This is a genomic window from Ruegeria sp. AA6 (assembly GCF_056542865.1).
Genome location: NZ_JBQGAN010000012.1, coordinates 67,561 through 84,681, shown reverse-complemented (window position 1 = coordinate 84,681; position 17,121 = coordinate 67,561). Strand labels below are relative to the sequence as shown.

Here is a 17,121-nt window from a genome sequence, read left to right as displayed (position 1 = left end):
AAAGTCGAATGCAGTACTTAAGATTACTATCAGGCGGGCAAACCAGCTGCGCGCAGACCGGCCGCGAGACATTCGAAATCATCTGGTCGCCGCCACATGGTCCGATACCCACGAGCGAGAGTGGAGAGGGTTTCTTCATTCGCTTGGATACCGCGACTGATAAGCTCGTCGCGACGTTCGGCAATGAACTCATTTAAGGCTGCTTCGGCCTCGGCCTGACGTCCAAGCTTTGCGTAAGAGGCCGTCACGAAAGCCGTCGCCAGGGAATTGAGCCGCGCCTCTCCGATCAGCAGACCAAGAGCTGCTTCGAAATTTTCCTGAAAGAACTCAATCTGACCCATGATCCAGTCGATAGCTGGGGGGTGCAGTGGGTCCAACCGCATTGCCTCGGATACAACGTCTCGTGCCGTATCGTGCCTGCCAAGCAGCAAAAAAGCATATCCGCACCAAGCCATGGATTCTGCCTCATTTTCTATCAGAGACAGCGTTTTAGAGAACTGTGCCTCAGCCTCACTCCAGAGCCCCGCGCATAAATAGGCGAAACCGAGTTGGTCCTGAATGTAGACATCCCGGTTGTCCAAAGCTGCTCCCCTTCGGGCAATATGCAATACATGCTCGGTCGCCTTGGAATCTGCCAGCCCAAGCCAAAGATCGATGACGTAGGTGTCTGAGAGATACATAAACGATCGAGCGATTGAAGGATCGAGTGCCACAGCCCGTTCCAGCAGCGCCCTAGCTTTTGCCGTATCCCGAGCATTCAGGCCGTCGCGAAGGGCTTTACCCTTCAGCATCAGCTCATACGCTTTCATTTCATCTTCTGGCTTTCGAGTTGAACGATCCGCAACATCATGCTGGACGAGCCCGGGAAGGACGGCCACAATGCTTCGTGTAACGTCGTCTTGAACCTCAAGAACATTCTCTAATTCACGATCGTATCGATCCGACCACAATTGCGACCCCGATTTTGCATCAGAAAGCTGCACTGAAATCCTGACCCGGCTTCCGGCTTTCCGCACGCTACCTTCGACAAGATAGTCGGCACCCAATGCCTCCGCGATTTCAGCCGGACCGGACTCTTGTTTTCTGAAACGAAAGGAAGCGTTTCTTGAAACCAGCTGAAGCATGCGAAAACGCGACAAGCCAGTGATAATGTCCTCTGCAATGCCATCACTGAAAAAAAGCTGTTCGGGGTCATCGCTCAAGTTGTGGAAGGGTAAAACGGCGATTGTAGGTTTTAGTTTTGCCTCTGGTTGCGGACGTCGGGCGTCACCCGCATTTGACCCGCCAAACCGCCATGCGCGTACAGGTTCGGCGACGTTTTTGACGGTCAGCGTCCCGGCGTCCTCCCACGAGATTGGAAGCTGATTGCCCACAACTCGATACACCGCATCGGACACAAGCACGCCACCAGGCGGGGCGAGTTGTTCAAGACGTGACGCCAGATTTACACCTGAGCCGAAGACATCTCCGTCTCGCAAAATGATGTCGCCAAGATTGACGCCTATGCGGAAGCAAACCGGATCTGTCTTGGCCGGTGGCGCTTTTTGCCATTCAAACGCGCAGGAAACGGCATCAACTGCGCTTTCGAATTGGGCCAAGAGGCCATCACCAAGCAGTTTTATGACTTTGCCGTGATTTCGTTCAACAAGAGGGATGACAAATTCCGTCATGTAGGCTGAAAGAGTTTCAAGCGTGCCGACTTCGTCCCGCTCCATTTGGGCGGTATAGCCGACCATATCGGCCACCAGTATAGCCGCCAGCTTTCGCTCCACGTTTTCCCTCCCATCTACTGAATACCGTTTGCCGGGAGAAACGGCCACGAGAAATTGAAACACTCAATCCGACGTCAGCGCTGTTACGCATCGCGTTAGTTTAGGCTGGGCCTCGATCTCACGCCCGCCGCGACTGGCAGTATTGACAGACCGCACTGCAGCGTCGATGGTCGTGAGCCAAGTTCTGATGGGATGTCGGTGAGAACGCCTGGAGGTAAGTTTAGTGCTTCCATGATTGATCCCCGATCGAACATGACCGCCTACAACTTCAACATGACACTGACAAAGGACGATGCCACAGGGTGCTGCTAGGATCCCGACGCAAACAATATTGCTGTGCCTCTCAACGTTCGCAAATAACTGTGACACCCCGAAAGTAGGTTATGCCCATAGTGCTGAAATCTCGGGGAAACGTTGGAAGATGGCGGCGGTGGTCTCGGTTCCAAAAACGGCGGTAGCATCGTTCGAAAGTATGTCTTTGGCTCGTATGCGCGCCGCCTGGAGGGTCGATGGGGCTCCGGCATCCGACCAGGCTTGCGGCGTGGTGCGGTCGGCGAGGTCTGGATAGTAATAGTCGCTTTGCATTCGCCGCAGCGTCTGTCCGCTGCCAAGGAAATGTCCGGGTCCAGCCAGACAAACCTCGCGGATCACGTTGAAGGCCAGGGCGTCCTCACTGATTTGGAAGCCGCGTGTGGCGCGCAGGACGGACCCGATCAGGTCGTTGTCCAGCACAAAGCTCTCTTTGCTGGCCGCAAGAAGCGATCCGTACATGCCTGCCGCTTCATAGATCAGATTCGCGCCTGCCAAGGCGCTGAGCAGTTCGGTGATCCCCTTTTCGTAGCCTGCTTGGAAGTCGGGCACTTTGCTGTCTGTCATACCGGCGCTGACGGCGCAGGGGACGTTGTAGTGCTGCGCCATCTGGGCACAGGCCGCCATCAGCACGCCTTGTTCGGCGCTGCCACCCGACATCGCCCCGGTGCGCAAGTCGCTGACAAAGGGCAGAGCACCGAACAGCGCTGGATGGCCCGGGTTTAGAAGGTTTACATAGACCAACCCCGCCAACACTTCGGCCGTTTGTTGTGCGACCGCACCGGCGAGCGGCGCCGGGCTGGTAGCCCCGGCCTGACCTGCCGAGACGAGTTTTAAGGGCGTACCAGTTTCGGCCGCGCATTCGATAATGCCGAGCGCTTCTTCGGCGAAGGTCAGGGGCGGAACGACGAAACAGGTCGAGACACAACAAAACGGGCGCGCGCGCCAGGCCTCTTCTCCGCCTGCGATCATGTGGAACATCTCGACAGCGTCCCGCATCGTTTCCGGCGAGGTAAAAGATGTGCCGATAGGCTTGGCCGTGCCCGCTGCGCAGGCATAAGCAGTGTTCAACTCCATCTTGTGGGTATCTTTGATGTCACGGGCCACCACAGTGCGCTGAAACATATGTATATTCGGGAGCGCCTGGGCCAATCGGGCCATGTCGTGGAGATCGGCCAAGGTGCTATCGCGTACCGCTCCGGTCTCGCTGTCTACGATATGCACTGCTGCGCCGGAAGTACCCAAGTGGATGCGCGTGCCACTTGGATCCAAGTCGTATTCTGGCCTCTGGCCATAGAGCTTGAATCCGCGGCCCGCCGTTTGAAGTACGCGTTCCACCATCGAAGGCGGAAAGAGCAGCCTACCAGCTTCAGAGACAGACCCGCCCGCCGCAACGACGGTTTCTTTGCAGCTTGGACTTGCATTGGCGAGCCCAATTTCGGCTAGTATACGCAGTGCTGTCTGGTGAATGGCGAGGATGCCCTCCGGCGGTATCACCCGGTATTGACCGCCCTCAACACCGGGCCAGATTGCGGCGCTGGGGCCAGAGCCCGCGCCACCTTGACGTTCCGCGCGCCGTGCGGCGCGGCCTGATCGTATTGAGCTCATCGATATGGATCCTGCTGTGTTAAGAGCCTGAGAGCCTCTGGCTGTCCGGGCCAGTTGCGAAGTTTCACGGCCCAGGCGTCGGGGACCGACCCGACATTTGCATGGAACTTTTGCCAAAGTTGGTCATCGCCCATCGGGTGTTCTGGTGCGCCAATGGGATAGGAGCAGGTCTCTTCGAGGATTGCCCCGTCAGGTCTTGCGACAGACATCCGGTCGGGATCTTCCTCTGAATAGTTCAATTCTGGCCGTGCGGGCGAGAACGGATGCACACGGGTCTTACCGATTAGATCTGCCACCTCGGGTGCATTCCAATATTCGGCTGCTAAATCGGATAGGGTGAGTCCTCCGCGTAGAATCCCCATCGCGGCCACAAAGGGTAAACTAAACAAGGCTTCGGCGCGATTGTTCGGCTGCCCGAAAGGGAGTACGGCTGCGTGGAAATCGGGAAGATGCAGGTCGATTCTTTCGATATCTTGCAAAGGTAAACGGTCACGCAGGCGCAACGCACAGGTCATTATCCGATGCGTATATCCACAGCTTGGCCAGGGTTTGAAAACAATACCGTGCTCTGCCAGGGCATGCTCCAGACCCAACTTGCCCATAGCCGTGTTAAATCGATTGGCATCAAACCCGTCCATCAACGCAGGCATTCCTCGTGGGTGGTCAAGGACATGCGCTTGGCCATTCAGTCCAGCTTGCGCGAGGCAGGCCGCCTCAACCCCGGCCCGCGCAGCGAAGCCCGCCTGGATTGGTTTGGCGTGTGACCCGAACTGGCAGGTATACCCACTCGCCGTGCTGATCGCAAAAGACATGGCGTTTGCCGTTACTTCTACGGACAAGCCCATAACCCGAGAGCAGGCCGCTGCGGCGGCGGGAGCACCAAGTGTCGCGGTAGAGTGCCAACCCGCATCGTAATGCTGAAAGTTCATCGCTTCGCCCAGTCGGGCGATCACTTCAAATCCAGCGAGATAGGCGTGCGCGATGTCCCTACCGTGTGTCTGCGGCCCCGACACAGCTAGCATAGCCGGCAAGAGCACCACAGTCGGGTGCGTGTTGCCCGGGATTTCCCAATCGTCAAAATCCAGCGCATGGCCCGCGACAGCGTTCAAGAATGCGGCCTGCGGTCGCGATTTTTTCATCTCAGCACCAATCACCTGCGCAGGACCATCCGAACCCATCGCTCGCACACCGTCTCGCGCCATTATCGCGACATCGGTGCGTGCGCCTGCGTGAATACAACCAAGCGTGTCGATCACTCCGTTGCGCAGGACGGCCAGCGTAGCGTCATCGGCATCCATCGGGTCCTCTGCTACGAAGCGGGCAAGACGTATCAGCGCCTGTTGGGTCAAAGGACCGGCTCATCAAAAAGGATCACGCCGCGCCCAGGCTTTCCAGCGAGCATGTCGTTCAAGGCGACGTTGATCTGACCAAGCTTGTAGCGTCTTCCGATCAACTGCTCGATAGGCAGTCGTCCCTGGGTGAAATGCCGGGCATAGGTCACAAAATCGCGTGAGGTGCAGGCCGATCCGAAAATGGAACCAGTGACTGTGATCTCCGACCGGGTAATACCTGTCGTAGGTAAGTCTATCGTGGCGTCATTTCCGTCCAGCCCGACGAAAGTCACCTGTCCGCCGGGACGACAGTACTCAATCGCCGCCCTTTGTAGGGCGCGTTGCCCAACCGCTTCGAACACATGGTCAGCACCGTGTTCGGTCATCTCATGGATTCGAGCCGCGACATTCTCACTCGCAAAAATAAAATCGGTGGCACCTAGCTCTCGGGCCTTCGTCTCGGTTCCCTTTGCAATGTCAATGGCAATGATCCTAGCGGCGCCTGCCAGGTTCGCCCCCATGATGATAGAAAGACCGACCCCACCCGCACCGATCACCACAACGGTTGATCCCGGTGCCACCTTAGCCCGGTTCAGCACTGCACCAACGCCAGTTGTCACGGCGCAACCCAAAAGCGCGGCGACCTCAAACGGCACGACCTTGCTTATCTTAATGCAACTTTCCTGCGGGACCACAGCGTGATCGGCCCAGCAGGCCAGCATGGACAGGTGCCGTACAGGGCCATTGGCGTTGGTCAACCGGCACGTCCCATCGAGCATTGTGCCGTCCCAGAGTGGGGTCACATAGGTTTTACACAAATGAGTCTGCTCATGGGCGCAGAAGAAACAGTTGCCACAATGGGGGATCCAACTCAGTACGACATGATCCCCGAGAGCAAAATCGGTGACACCTTCGCCCAATCCGATTACTTCGCCTGCTCCCTCGTGACCCAGCACGACAGGCAGGTCATGCTCCGCCTGACCAGAAATCACGTGATAGTCGGAATGACAGATGCCAGCAGCGCACATGCGGATCAATACCTCTCCGACACGCGGCATTTCGAGGTTCAGTTCCTCCACCACAAGCGGTTCTTTCGTGCCGTACATAACGGCGGCCCGCGCCTTCATGACAGGAATGGTCCGTCCGATCCGTTGGATCGGCCCGATTTGCGAGGCGACATAGCGTGTACCCTTCGGAATGCAATTGCTTTCCAAGCAATTCTATTTCGCCTTACCTATTGTTAGAACGTCTGAAACGCTTATACCTATTATTCCCTGGAGGAATGCTATGGCGGCACTGAACTGGAAACGCCTAACCGCGTTCGAGGCCGTAGCTCGGTATCGCAATTTCACCCGAGCGGCCCAGGAACTGAACGTGCAGCAGCCGGCGGTCAGTCGCCGCGTGGCCGACTTGGAGGCTGAGCTGGGCGTGAAACTCTTGAATCGGACACGGCCTTTTGCGACGCCCACGCGGGAAGGCGATGTGCTTTATCGGGCAATCTCGGGTGGTATTACGCAAGTCCGTAGTGCAATGGAGCAGGTGCGTCAGCAACCGACCCGAGCGCGTTTGACCGTCAACACGACCATCGGCTTTGCCAGTTGCTACCTGATGAAGCGCTTGCCTGAATTTCGGGTCATGCATCCCGATATTTCGATAGAGTTAATTTCACGTGATCAGAGCGACGCCTACGAAATGGACAGCGATATCGTTATCGCTTTCGACAGTCCCGACCGCTTGCCTGGTATGCGAAAGGCTTTGATTTTTGAAGAGAGTATGGTCGCGGTAGCCCGACCGGACGTGGCAGCTTCGATTGGAGATGACCTTAAAGCGCTTTCAGAGCACGTGCTGCTCTATCTTACAATGGGCCGTCATAGCGACGACTGGACCACGTTCTTTGACGGGACAGGGCTTATTCCCTCCGCTCCTGTATCCGAGCAGAAATTTACCAGTTTCATGGTGTACCTTCAGGCGGCCTTGAATGGCGACGGCGTGATCCTTGGCTGGGAGTTACTGCTCCAGGATCAATTCGATCTTGGGTTGCTTGAGCCGATCACCAACAGGCGCATCAAAACTCATCGTGGCTATTTTGGCTGCTTGATGCCCCGCGCAGCGGATCGCGCGTCAGCAGGCAAATTCCTCGATTGGGTCTCTGGTCAGGGTTAGAGATTTCGACAGGTTTGCGACCGGTCAACTTCCGACGTGCAGGAGTGCGTCTGAAATGCTGACTACGAGTGAAGAATATGGATGCTTAGCTCAAAGTCGGCTTTTGGCCGCAGGCAACAAATAGCTGGCGTGTTATGAACAATGTGAAATTAGTCGAATTTTGGTGCATCATTGATCTGGCCAACGATAAGCTCAATTTGAACAGGCACAACCCAGCAAGTTCGTTCCCAATACGCAAGTCGGCGATGACCTGAAAGCGCGCTGCTATTTTGCCATGAAGCTCGCAATGCGTTCGTGAATCTGAATTTCCAGCACTGCCGAGACAACTTGGTTTGCGGATTATCTCAGTTTCTCCGTGAGCTGGGCAGGTCGTCCTGTGTAGTGGTTTTACATAACTCGAACTTTGAAGCAAATCCGTTTAACATTCGCCAGACGCGAGGCGGCGGTCGCAAATTGGTCAGTTGCTTTGCGGCTCTTCGATTGCCCCACGCCAGAAAACGTTAGCAGAGTATCGATCATACCGACGCTAATCTTTTTTTCAGGTGGATTTGGCGTGCGGAGGAATCGTAGAAATGTTACGGCAAACCGTTACGCGTAACAAAAACAACGATATTTTGAGGGGCTGAGAATCAATGTAAGTAATTGATTTTATTGGTCGGAGTGAGAGGATTCGAACCTCCGACCCCTGCCTCCCGAAGGAACGGGCCTGACTTTAACCCATTGTAATTATTGTAATGTACTATCATTTCACTGTTCCTTTGTTCACGTTTGTACCGATCTATATCCGGAAATGATCTGGATATCAGATTGCATCCGCCGCTCCTCTCTGGTGATCAGGGTGATGATGCCCATAGTTCTTCTCAAGCGTTTCGTGGGTCATACCCAGGAAGCCGCAGGCGTCCCACTTGGGCGCCCCCTTTTGCATTAGCCAGGTCGCACAGGTGTGCCGCAGAGTGTGTGGAACGACTTTTCGGTCCCCCTCGGTCTCCAAGCCTGCCGCCACAACGGCAGTCCTAAATGCGCGTTTGACGTTCTGCAGTGACTTGCCGCGATGGGTGACTACGAATTCGTCTACCGGAAACCGCCTTCGTCGGCATAGCAGGTGCTTCTTCAGACGCGCAGGCAGCCTAGAACTCGGGCGTTCCTTTTTCGTGCGGCGCCGTCCAACGGGGTTCCAGTAGATGATGTTGCTATGAAAATCGATATCAGACCAGCGCAAGGATAGGATCGCCTCCTTTCGCTGGCCGGTCAGCAATCCGATCCTAAGAAACAGAGTCAGGTGCTCAGTCTTTGACTCGGTCGGCACGCCATCCTCCAGAGGCGTATCGAAGCTCCGCGATACCCGGATTAGCCTTAGCGCTTCATCACATGTCAGGAATCGGATACGACCCTCGGGTTTCGGAGGTAGTCGGACCGCTATTTTGCGCGTGATTAGCTGATCTTCCTCGGCACGCCGGATAGCAGTGGAGAGCAAACTGAGCTCCCTTCGCAAGGTGCCGTCCTTCAGCCCCTTGTCTCGACGGCTCTTCCGGCGTTTCTGGCAGTATTCTTTAATGAGCACATCGTTGATATCGCCCACGGCATAGCCATCAAAAAACCTGATGATTGGCTTTGCTGCATTGGCCAAACGCTCCGGGTCAGTAACGTCGTCAAATCGCTTCGCCAGATAGTGCGAAACTGCGTCAGTCACATAGAATTCGTGTGGCTCGACCGCGCGATCCGGCCTGAAGCGCCTTAGCTTCCATTCTGCGAAGTAGAGTTCAGCCTGGTCGCGATCCCCAGTGCCAGTCGAGTGCTCACGGCTGCGTCCCCCTTCGGTCCAGTAGATGTACCAATTGCCATCGGCGAGGCGTTTTCGGTCGCGTGCAAGGCGGGGCGGGGTCGGTTTGCGGGGCATGCTTTCACCGTAAATTGATCGAGGTATCGTTCCCACGCACCATTGGGAATCTTGGGGTTTCGTCGGCCTGGGGCTGTATAAATATGATCCAGCATGTCTTCGCGGATTAGATAGCGAACGTTGGAAACGGGGATGCCCACTCGTTCAGCTAATTCCCTTGGTGTCTCGAGAATTTTTTGCAATTTCAACTCCTCAATGACTGCACACATATCGAGGCAAAATTTTCGTTTTGCGTTCAGATCGAAACAAAACTACGATAATGCTACCTAAAACGAACCAAATGCCTCTATCAGCGGTTACATTGAATAGAGATAACCATAATCGTGGTCAATGCAACCACAAAAAGGTACATCATGACTGTTCCTGACCTAGGGGTGCGCCTTGCGGCTGTCCGAACCGAGGCGCGTCTGTCACAAGAAGAAATGGCGCAACGACTTAGCATCAGTCGAAGTGCATATCAGTACTATGAACGTGGCCAACGCGACCTAACCGCCACCCTACTTCTGAAGGTTTATGAAGAATTCGATGTCGATCCGCTCTGGATGCTCGAAGGGGACACTGCTGAAGGCAAAAGCCGCCGACATTCGGAAATGGCGCATGCCTATCGTAAACTTGGAATCGCAGTTGAGCACAGAATAATTAATCGCGGCCTTGTTGTAGCACCCGAAAAGAAATGGGACGCTATAGATTTTCTTTTCAAAGAAGCTCTGAGCCCCGAAACGATTGAGGGCCTTAACCAAGTGCCCGATATAGCCAGAATTGACACCATCTTAAGGTTAGTCGCTTGATGTTAGAGAACGAAGTTTTGCGAAAAGCCGAGCAATTGAGGCCGCGCAAAGTGGGCGTGTTGGGCAAGGTAGATAGCATCCTAGAAGAGACCCAACTTGATGCACCGTACCAACCTGGAAGCTCCAACGGAGTTAGGCCGACTAGAGGTTGCCCGAATGCCACGGAATGTGAGGCCTGCGGAGGGATTGAGTATCTTTCTAGAGAGTTTTGTCGTTGCGGCCATTTTTTACGTGGCCAACTAGAAGACGAGTACTTGTCATGGGTGCGTAGGCTGGAGCATGAGGTTGAGGAAATATCTACGGATTATTTGCAGAAGCAGAAGAAGTTGAAAAAAGGTTTGATGCTTACAATTCTTCTTCTCACCCCTCCGATAGCCGTTCAAGTTACCAGCCCAGATCTACTAGGGCTTTTCGCGTACCTTTGGATACTAGCCGGGCTTGTTGTTGTGTGTATTCTTGCGTTTATAGAAGCAAGACTTGCGCGCCCAACCAATGATGCTTCTGAATTTCTGCAAAACTCCTCTCTCCAAGTCTATCTGGAACACAGAAATCTAATCTTGAACTCAAGTCCGGATGCTTCTGGATAGACTGGTTCCCTCAAAAGTATGATGGAAGCATGAGTTTTAGTTCTATCGATTTATTTGCAGACTGCTGCGGCCTTTCGCTCGGGCTTAGGATTTGCATTCCCTGGAACTTGTACTTCAACATTTGGTTGCAGCGCGTGTTTGCCCTGATAGGATCATTGAAAATAAGAGATTTTTTCAGGCTAATATTCAGCGCCTCGACAGGCTCGTTGAGCCCGTTCCTGCCGTTTAGCGAGAGTCGGTCTTTCGCATATGCGGTAGGTCAAAAACCGCACATTCCGGACGTTCAAATTCCAGTGTCGGATGGCAAGGCTGCGGACAATCCTGCCGTTAGCTCATCTTCAGTTGTAGAGTCGATCAGGTCGCACCGATCATCACCCTAGCCGGTGTGCTTTCTCCCGCCCTGTACGTCATCTGAATAGAACCAGTCGTCGGGATATGGATACCACCAGTCCGCCTCCTTCGCCTTCGGATCAATCACGACCATCTTGGGTCGTCTGAAAGCCTCGAGGCCTTGAAGGCCTAGCGTACGCCCAAGCCCAGAATTCTTGACGCCGCCAAAAGGCAAGGCATCGTTGTCCACGAGCGGGTTGTTGACCCAGACCATCCCCACCTGTAGCTTGTTCACCCCTTGAAATGCCTCGTCCAAGTCGCCGGTAAACAGGCATCCGCCAAGACCGAATTGTGACGCGTTTGCCAGTTCAAGCGCTTGGTCAAAGTCGCTCACCCGAATGACCGAGGCGACTGGCCCAAAAACCTCTTCCTGAGTTAGCGCCATGTCCGTCGTCACGCCGGTCAGGATCGTTGGTTCGAAAAACCAACCCGGCCCGACGTGATCCGGGGTACCGCCTCCTACCTCAACCACCGCGCCTTTCTCAGTTGCATCGCGCACCAGACGCTCGACCTTGTCGCGTGCCTCCTTGGAGGCCAAAGGTCCGATTTCCGCCACCCCCATTCCGTCGCCGATGCGCAGTTTCCGGGTTCGGGTCACGAATTCATCGACAAAATCGTCGTACACGTCATCCACTACAAAAATCCGTTCAGACGATGTGCAAACCTGGCCCGACTGCAAAAATGCAGCGGTAACCGCCCCGGCAGCAGCGACCGCGATGTCGGCGTGTTTACTGACGATCAGTGGATCGCTTCCCCCAGCCTCGATCACTGCGGGTTTCAGGTTCTCCGCTGCGGCCACTGCGACTGCACGACCTGTCGGCACGGACCCTGTAAAAGCGACCACATGGGTTTTGGGGCTGGCAATCAGCTGTTTGCCCACGTCTGCACCACCCGGCAGGCAAGCAATCAGGTCTTGGGGCAACGCCCGAAAAAACTCCATGAACGCCATCGTGCACAAAGTTCCTGCAGGTGAGGCTTTCAACACTACACCGTTACCTGCCGCAAGTGATGCGGCCATCGACCAGCAGCCAAGAATGAGGGGGAAATTGTACGGAACCACATGCACGGACACGCCGTAGGGCTCGTATGTCTGATACTGAAAAGATCCAGTTTGCATCGTGCCGGCAATCTTGCCCGCGTCATTGCGCGCCATCTCGGCATAGTAGCGGAAAACCGGCGGGATGTTCGCAATCTCGCCGATCGATTCAGGGTAAGGTTTGCCCGTTTCCAATGTCATCAAGCGGGCGATCTCAGTCATGTCGCCGCTTTCGATGTCGTTGGCGATCTGGTGCAATACCCGCGCGCGAGATTTGCAGTCCATCGCGGACCACCTCCTTTGCGCCGCATTGACCCGGTCCAGGACCTGGTTCACGATCTGCGGCGACGGCTCACCAAAAACCCCGACGGGCTGCAAGGTAGACGGGTTGACCAGAGTGGTCCCACCACCCTCCAATGGCACATGCTTGGGGTTGAGGTAGTAGGTAGATTTGAACGGGTCACGCATTGGGCAGCCCCCTTGTTTGACAGGCATTGCGCCGTTAGCGGATCATGTACACTTTCTTGACCGTCTCGTGGACAGTGCAAACGCCTTTCCAGTCCTGCGGAAAAAAGGCCGCCGTATCGGGCGTAATCTCAATTACCTCGCCGCTTTCATGGATATAGGTACAGCGGCCTTCCAGAAAGTGGCAGAACTCGTCCTTGGTGACGTGACATTCCCACTTACCGGGAGTGCAGACCCAAAGGCCGCATTCGGACTGGCCGTCAGGCCCCTTGTGGATCAGCTTTCCCGAGGTGCGGGATTGCCCTTCAATCATCGTCGGGATTACCCCCCAATCGACAAGATCAGTCTGCTGGAGCGGGTTTTGCATACGTGGCGTGGTCATGTTTCAGGTTCGCGATCCGTTAGGTAGTAGGTGTTGCGCAATGTTTCCTCGACCGTGCATTCCCCTACCCAACCGGCGAGGAATAGTACGGCCGTTCCGGGCGTAACTTCGATGCTTTCGCCTGCATCCGACCGATAGACCGCGCGGCCCTGCACAAAATAGCAGAACTCGTCACGCGGTATCGTTAGGCGCCAGCGGCCTGGAGTGCAGACCCATGCGCCGATCTCCGGCCGGTTGTCAGGACCCTTGTGAACCAGCATACCCGATGAATGCGACTGGCCTTCAATCATGTCCGGCTGTAGCCCCCAGTCCGTGAGGTCGGTGCGGGTCGAGATTTCCGAAAGATGCGGGGCGCTGCTCATTCCGCGGCTTTCAGGATTTCGTCGAGAATGCCAGCTGCCTTGGTCGGGCCATGCCGTGACTGCATGTGAGCAGAGGTTGCCGCCATCTTCGCCTGCATTCCTGGATCGTTGATACATTTGTCGAGGGCAATAGCCAATTCATCATCGGTCCAGTCGTATCGGTGAAACCCGAACCCGTGGCCGGTTTCCTGAACACGGGTGGCGTTATCGTGGCCGTCCCAGACATAGGGCATAATGATTGCTGTTTTGCCGAAATATAGGCACTCTGTGAACGAGTTGTTACCGCCATGATGTATCACCGCGTCAACCTGCGGAATTACCGAAGGCTGGGGATACCAGCTCTGTATGTGCACGTTGTCGGGAATGTCTGTGTATTCGTCAATGTAATCCCCGACATTTACGAGCGCCCGGTAGGGCAACCTGGAAATGGTCGAAATGATCCTCTTTAGCAGGTCGGTGTCGCCTGCGCCAAGCGACCCGAAAGATACATAGAGAAGTGGTTTGTCATTGTTGGACTTAAACGTTGGCACCTCAAAGGGTTCTTCTTCGCGCACGCAACCTTCAAGATACTGAAACCGGTTTGGGTCCAGTGGGTTCTGCCGTTCGTACTTTGCCGGCTCGGGATAAAGCAGAAGGTTCATTGTGGGCGACGCTTCGAAAAACTCTCCAATCGGATAGGGGTCTTCGTTGCATCTGGCTAGGAACGCATTGTAGTCGTCGTGGATCGGCTTGATCACATCGTGGAACTTTGCCTCATAGGCCTCCATGCCCTCGCGGTCATCCACCCGACAGCCCGATAAGTGCGGCGGCACAATCGGGTCCGGGATTTCGTTTTCGGAACATGAGATGATCCGCACCCACGGTACGCCGAACTGCTTGATGGCTGGGAACATAATGACATTATCCACGCAGATCATATCTGGTTTGATTTTTGCCAATACCTCGGGCAGATCTTTTTGCGCCCATTTTGCGCTGTCGACGATCGCCTCCCAGCAATCCTTGACGTAGTTATCGATTTGGTCAATCGGGGCTTTGCGAAAATTTGGGATGTGACCGTTGATGAAATCCTCCCAGAACTTTGCCATCGCCTCGGGTTCCATCGGCTCGGACAGGGCAACAGGATGCGCCTCAAACCCATAACCTTCATATACCTCGACAAAGCCGGGATCGCTTAGAAATACAGCCTTATGGCCCAGTTTCTCGCAGGCCTGCGCGATGCCAACCGAATTCAGCGCAGGGCCAAAGGCAGCTTCGGGGAAGAAGGCGATGGTTTTCTGTGACATTGTAGGTCTCCGGTTAGATTTGGCTTAGCAGTTAGGAAGGATGCGGGAATGTTTCGCGTCCCATACGCAGTGGACATCCTGACCCGGCTGGATATTTTCACTGTCGGCTTGGCTGGCGGGAACGCGGGCGGAAAGGGTGCTCCTCCCACCGCGAACGCGCACATGCACACCCAGGTCTGATCCGTGATAGGCGACTTCTTCGACAGTGCCTGGAAGGCAGTTGCGCCCATCTCGAGGGGCGGTCTGCATCAGGCTGACCCGTTCCGGGCGCACAGCAATCGTGGCAGCACCGCGCAGCTCGGAAACGCCCCTCAGCATTCCCGCCCCGTGGACATCGACACCGCCGTCGACGGCGTTACCATCCAGAAAGTTCATCACGCCTATAAAATCTGCAACAAAGCGCGATCCGGGGTGTTCGTAGAGCTCGTGAGGAGTACCGACCTGCGCCAGCTTACCATCATGCAAGACCGCGATCCGGTCGGCCATGACCAAGGCCTCTTCCTGGTCATGGGTCACAATTAGAAATGTAATCCCCACCTCGTGTTGCAACCGTTTGAGCTCCAGCTGCATCTCTTCTCGTAGTTTCTTGTCCAGAGCTGAAAGGGGCTCATCCAGCAACAGGACTTTTGGCCTTTTGACCAGCGCGCGCGCCAAAGCAACCCGCTGTCGCTGCCCACCAGAAAGCTGATCCGGCTTGCGCCCGGCAAATCCCGAAAGTTTCGCACTTTCCAGAACCTCGGCCACTCTCGTGGCAATTTCGTCCTTAGGCAATTTCTCCATTTCTAACCCATAGGCGATGTTTTTTTCGACGCTCATGTGCGGAAACAAGGCATAGGATTGGAACATCAGGTTCAGGGGCCGCCTGCTGGGACGTATGTTTGTCACGTTCTGCCCGGCAACGATTACCTGTCCTTCCTGTGGCGTTTCGAATCCCGCCAGCGTCCGCAATAGTGTGGTCTTGCCGCAGCCCGATGGGCCCAAAAGTGCAAAGAACTCGTTATCGCGAATATCCAGTGAAACATTGTCGATCGCGGTCACCAAACCGTATCGCTTGGTTATATTCCTGAGTTGAACCCCTTGGTTCATCGGCTGAAAACCTCTTTGTCGGTACGCTGTGCGAAGAAGACCAGCGTGAATGAAACGAACATGACGATGGTAGCCATCGCATTGATTTCCGGCGTGACGCCAAATCGGATCATTGCGTAAATCTGCATCGGCAACGTGGTCGAGGATTGCCCAGCACCGGCGGTAAAGAAGGCAATAATGAATTCGTCCACAGACAGGGTGAAAGACAACAGCGCCCCGGCGATAACCCCCGGCGCGATGGCGGGCAGCAGGATGCGGCGAAAGGTGGTGAATTCGCTGGCCCCAAGATCGGCACTGGCCTCAAGTATCGAATGGTCGAAATTGCGCATCCGCGTACGCACCACGGCGACAACAAAGGCTATGTTAAATACGACATGGCTGAGGATGATCGAATGAAGCCCCAACGTCATGTTGAGTAGGGTGAAAAAGGACAAGAGCGCGATGGCCAGAACTATGTCGGGGATGATCATCGGTGCGAACAGAACCGCGTCTAGAACTGAAGAATTACGCCGTGTCTCGACACCGACCGCCAAAAGCGTGCCGATTATTGTCGCCAGAACGGTCGAGATTAAGGCCACGATTAGCGTGTTGCGCGCCCCCGACAGTATTGGATCCGCGGTAAACAACTTGCCGTACCATTCCAACGAAAACCCGGTCCATACAGTTGGAAGTCCGGCCCGGTTAAAGCTTAACGCCATGAGCACAAGGATCGGCACATAGAGAAAGGTGTAAAACAAAACCAGGTGCAGCTTCAGGCCCATGTTGGATCGGTCCCGCATCAGTCCTGCCCTCTCTGTCCCGCTGCGCGATTGGCCAATACCGCCTGTGCGAACAAAAGCCCCATCATAATCGCAATCAGGAACATCGACAGCGTTGCTCCGAACGGCCAGTCGCGGGCGCTCAGGAACTGGTCATAGATCAGGTTTCCAACCATCTGAAGTCGCCCGCCGCCAAGCAAATCGGGCGTAATGAAATTGCCGATCGACAATACAAAAACAAAGACACCACCTGCCGCAATCCCGGGAACGGTCTGTGGCAGTATCACCCGGTAGAAAGTGGTCCAAGCGGGCGCTCCAAGATCTTCCGAGGCTTCTATGGTTTCGACATTTATGCGGTTCAGCGACGAATAGATCGCCAGAACCACAAAGGGGGTGTAGTTGTAGACAAGCCCAACGATCACCGCGAAATTGTTATAAAGCAGAGACAGCGGCTCATCGATCAAGCCTGCCCCCTGGAGAGTATTATTGATCAAGCCCTCGCGGTTAAGCATCACGATCCAGGCGTAAGTGCGGATTAGGTAGTTGGACCAGAACGGCAAGATCACCAAGATCAGCAAACCGGTCTGCCAACGGCGCGGCGCCAGCGTGATGGCATAGGCCGCCGGATAGGCGATCAGGATCGCGATTATCGTGGCCAGAAACGCGATCTTGGCCGAGCGTAAGAAGATCCCGAGGTAAAGAGGATCGGCGGCCCGCACAAAATTTTCAAACGTAAAGACGTGGTCGATGCCGCCATAGATACCGCGTTCAAAGAACGCATAGGTAAAAATAAGGCCACACGGCACCACCATAAGAAGCGCAAGCCAGCCCAGGCCCGGCCCCAGCAAGATCACCGATTTCAGTCGATTGGTCATATACTTGGCAATCTGTGGAGTGATGTCGT

Annotated in this window: 14 protein-coding genes; 2 read left to right on the top strand and 12 right to left on the bottom strand. The window is 55.1% G+C overall.

The features are described from left to right. Positions 1–29 precede the first annotated feature (29 nt). The 4 genes from ACR0LN_RS14725 to ACR0LN_RS14710 form a co-directional block, all read right to left on the bottom strand. Positions 30–1,772: an adenylate/guanylate cyclase domain-containing protein gene (locus tag ACR0LN_RS14725; RefSeq protein WP_480430644.1), complete on the bottom strand. Its 1,743-nt coding sequence runs from the start codon at positions 1,770–1,772 to the stop codon at positions 30–32. A 381-nt stretch (positions 1,773–2,153) separates the two neighbouring features. Beyond that, a complete protein-coding gene (locus ACR0LN_RS14720; protein WP_480430641.1) occupies positions 2,154–3,689 on the bottom strand; it encodes a trimethylamine methyltransferase family protein in 1,536 nt (511 codons plus the stop codon). After that, the gene (locus ACR0LN_RS14715) at positions 3,686–5,038 is read right to left on the bottom strand and encodes an MmgE/PrpD family protein (RefSeq protein ID WP_480430638.1); all 1,353 of its coding nucleotides are present in this window, start codon (positions 5,036–5,038) and stop codon (positions 3,686–3,688) included. The genes ACR0LN_RS14720 and ACR0LN_RS14715 overlap by 4 nt, the downstream gene beginning before the upstream one ends. Next, a complete protein-coding gene (locus tag ACR0LN_RS14710) occupies positions 5,035–6,234 on the bottom strand; it encodes a zinc-binding dehydrogenase (protein ID WP_480430635.1) in 1,200 nt (399 codons plus the stop codon). Before ACR0LN_RS14710 ends, ACR0LN_RS14715 begins: the two co-directional genes overlap by 4 nt. Positions 6,235–6,307: 73 nt before the next feature. Here ACR0LN_RS14710 and ACR0LN_RS14705 point away from each other — a divergent pair, with 73 nt between their 5' ends. Then, positions 6,308–7,183, top strand: coding sequence for a LysR family transcriptional regulator (locus tag ACR0LN_RS14705; protein ID WP_480430633.1), 876 nt, complete (start codon positions 6,308–6,310; stop codon positions 7,181–7,183). An 802-nt stretch (positions 7,184–7,985) separates the two neighbouring features. Here the strand turns inward: ACR0LN_RS14705 and ACR0LN_RS14700 are convergent. Further along, entirely contained in the window at positions 7,986–9,080 is a 1,095-nt protein-coding gene (locus tag ACR0LN_RS14700; RefSeq protein WP_480430631.1) for a tyrosine-type recombinase/integrase, read from the bottom strand. Positions 9,081–9,433: 353 nt separating this feature from the next. Between ACR0LN_RS14700 and ACR0LN_RS14695 the strand changes: the two genes are divergently transcribed. Then, positions 9,434–9,868 carry a helix-turn-helix domain-containing protein gene (locus ACR0LN_RS14695; protein WP_131726293.1) on the top strand — a complete coding sequence of 145 codons (435 nt, stop codon included), beginning with the start codon at positions 9,434–9,436 and terminating at the stop codon, positions 9,866–9,868. A gap of 963 nt (positions 9,869–10,831) precedes the next feature. Here ACR0LN_RS14695 and ACR0LN_RS14690 read toward each other — a convergent pair. The 7 genes from ACR0LN_RS14690 to ACR0LN_RS14660 are packed head-to-tail and all read right to left on the bottom strand — an operon-like array spanning position 10,832 to position 17,092. Then, positions 10,832–12,349, bottom strand: a complete 1,518-nt coding sequence (locus ACR0LN_RS14690) for an aldehyde dehydrogenase family protein (protein WP_170463253.1) — start codon at positions 12,347–12,349, stop codon at positions 10,832–10,834. 34 nt (positions 12,350–12,383) lie between these two features. Further along, positions 12,384–12,728 carry a cupin domain-containing protein gene (locus ACR0LN_RS14685; RefSeq protein WP_170463252.1) on the bottom strand — a complete coding sequence of 115 codons (345 nt, stop codon included), beginning with the start codon at positions 12,726–12,728 and terminating at the stop codon, positions 12,384–12,386. Beyond that, positions 12,725–13,090: a cupin domain-containing protein gene (locus ACR0LN_RS14680; protein WP_170463251.1), complete on the bottom strand. Its 366-nt coding sequence runs from the start codon at positions 13,088–13,090 to the stop codon at positions 12,725–12,727. The genes ACR0LN_RS14685 and ACR0LN_RS14680 overlap by 4 nt, the downstream gene beginning before the upstream one ends. Further along, entirely contained in the window at positions 13,087–14,373 is a 1,287-nt protein-coding gene (locus tag ACR0LN_RS14675) for a glycosyltransferase (RefSeq protein WP_170463250.1), read from the bottom strand. The genes ACR0LN_RS14680 and ACR0LN_RS14675 overlap by 4 nt, the downstream gene beginning before the upstream one ends. Before the next feature lie 24 nt (positions 14,374–14,397). Continuing rightward, on the bottom strand, positions 14,398–15,459 hold the full coding sequence (locus tag ACR0LN_RS14670; RefSeq protein WP_480430627.1) for an ABC transporter ATP-binding protein: 1,062 nt from the start codon (positions 15,457–15,459) through the stop codon (positions 14,398–14,400). Then, a complete protein-coding gene (locus ACR0LN_RS14665) occupies positions 15,456–16,238 on the bottom strand; it encodes an ABC transporter permease (protein WP_480430625.1) in 783 nt (260 codons plus the stop codon). The genes ACR0LN_RS14670 and ACR0LN_RS14665 overlap by 4 nt, the downstream gene beginning before the upstream one ends. Then, a complete protein-coding gene (locus tag ACR0LN_RS14660) occupies positions 16,238–17,092 on the bottom strand; it encodes an ABC transporter permease (protein ID WP_170463247.1) in 855 nt (284 codons plus the stop codon). The genes ACR0LN_RS14665 and ACR0LN_RS14660 overlap by 1 nt, the downstream gene beginning before the upstream one ends. Positions 17,093–17,121 lie beyond the last annotated feature (29 nt).

What these genes read in the sequence shown, in the direction of transcription:
- ACR0LN_RS14720 (WP_480430641.1), bottom strand. Translation starts at nt 3,689, where the DNA reads ATGAGCTCAATACGATCAGGCCGCGCCGCACGGCGCGCGGAACGTCAA.
- ACR0LN_RS14705 (WP_480430633.1), top strand. Translation starts at nt 6,308, where the DNA reads ATGGCGGCACTGAACTGGAAACGCCTAACCGCGTTCGAGGCCGTAGCT.
- ACR0LN_RS14700 (WP_480430631.1), bottom strand. Translation starts at nt 9,080, where the DNA reads ATGCCCCGCAAACCGACCCCGCCCCGCCTTGCACGCGACCGAAAACGC.
- ACR0LN_RS14695 (WP_131726293.1), top strand. Translation starts at nt 9,434, where the DNA reads ATGACTGTTCCTGACCTAGGGGTGCGCCTTGCGGCTGTCCGAACCGAG.
- ACR0LN_RS14690 (WP_170463253.1), bottom strand. Translation starts at nt 12,349, where the DNA reads ATGCGTGACCCGTTCAAATCTACCTACTACCTCAACCCCAAGCATGTG.
- ACR0LN_RS14685 (WP_170463252.1), bottom strand. Translation starts at nt 12,728, where the DNA reads ATGACCACGCCACGTATGCAAAACCCGCTCCAGCAGACTGATCTTGTC.
- ACR0LN_RS14680 (WP_170463251.1), bottom strand. Translation starts at nt 13,090, where the DNA reads ATGAGCAGCGCCCCGCATCTTTCGGAAATCTCGACCCGCACCGACCTC.
- ACR0LN_RS14675 (WP_170463250.1), bottom strand. Translation starts at nt 14,373, where the DNA reads ATGTCACAGAAAACCATCGCCTTCTTCCCCGAAGCTGCCTTTGGCCCT.
- ACR0LN_RS14670 (WP_480430627.1), bottom strand. Translation starts at nt 15,459, where the DNA reads ATGAACCAAGGGGTTCAACTCAGGAATATAACCAAGCGATACGGTTTG.
- ACR0LN_RS14665 (WP_480430625.1), bottom strand. Translation starts at nt 16,238, where the DNA reads ATGCGGGACCGATCCAACATGGGCCTGAAGCTGCACCTGGTTTTGTTT.
- ACR0LN_RS14660 (WP_170463247.1), bottom strand. Translation starts at nt 17,092, where the DNA reads ATGACCAATCGACTGAAATCGGTGATCTTGCTGGGGCCGGGCCTGGGC.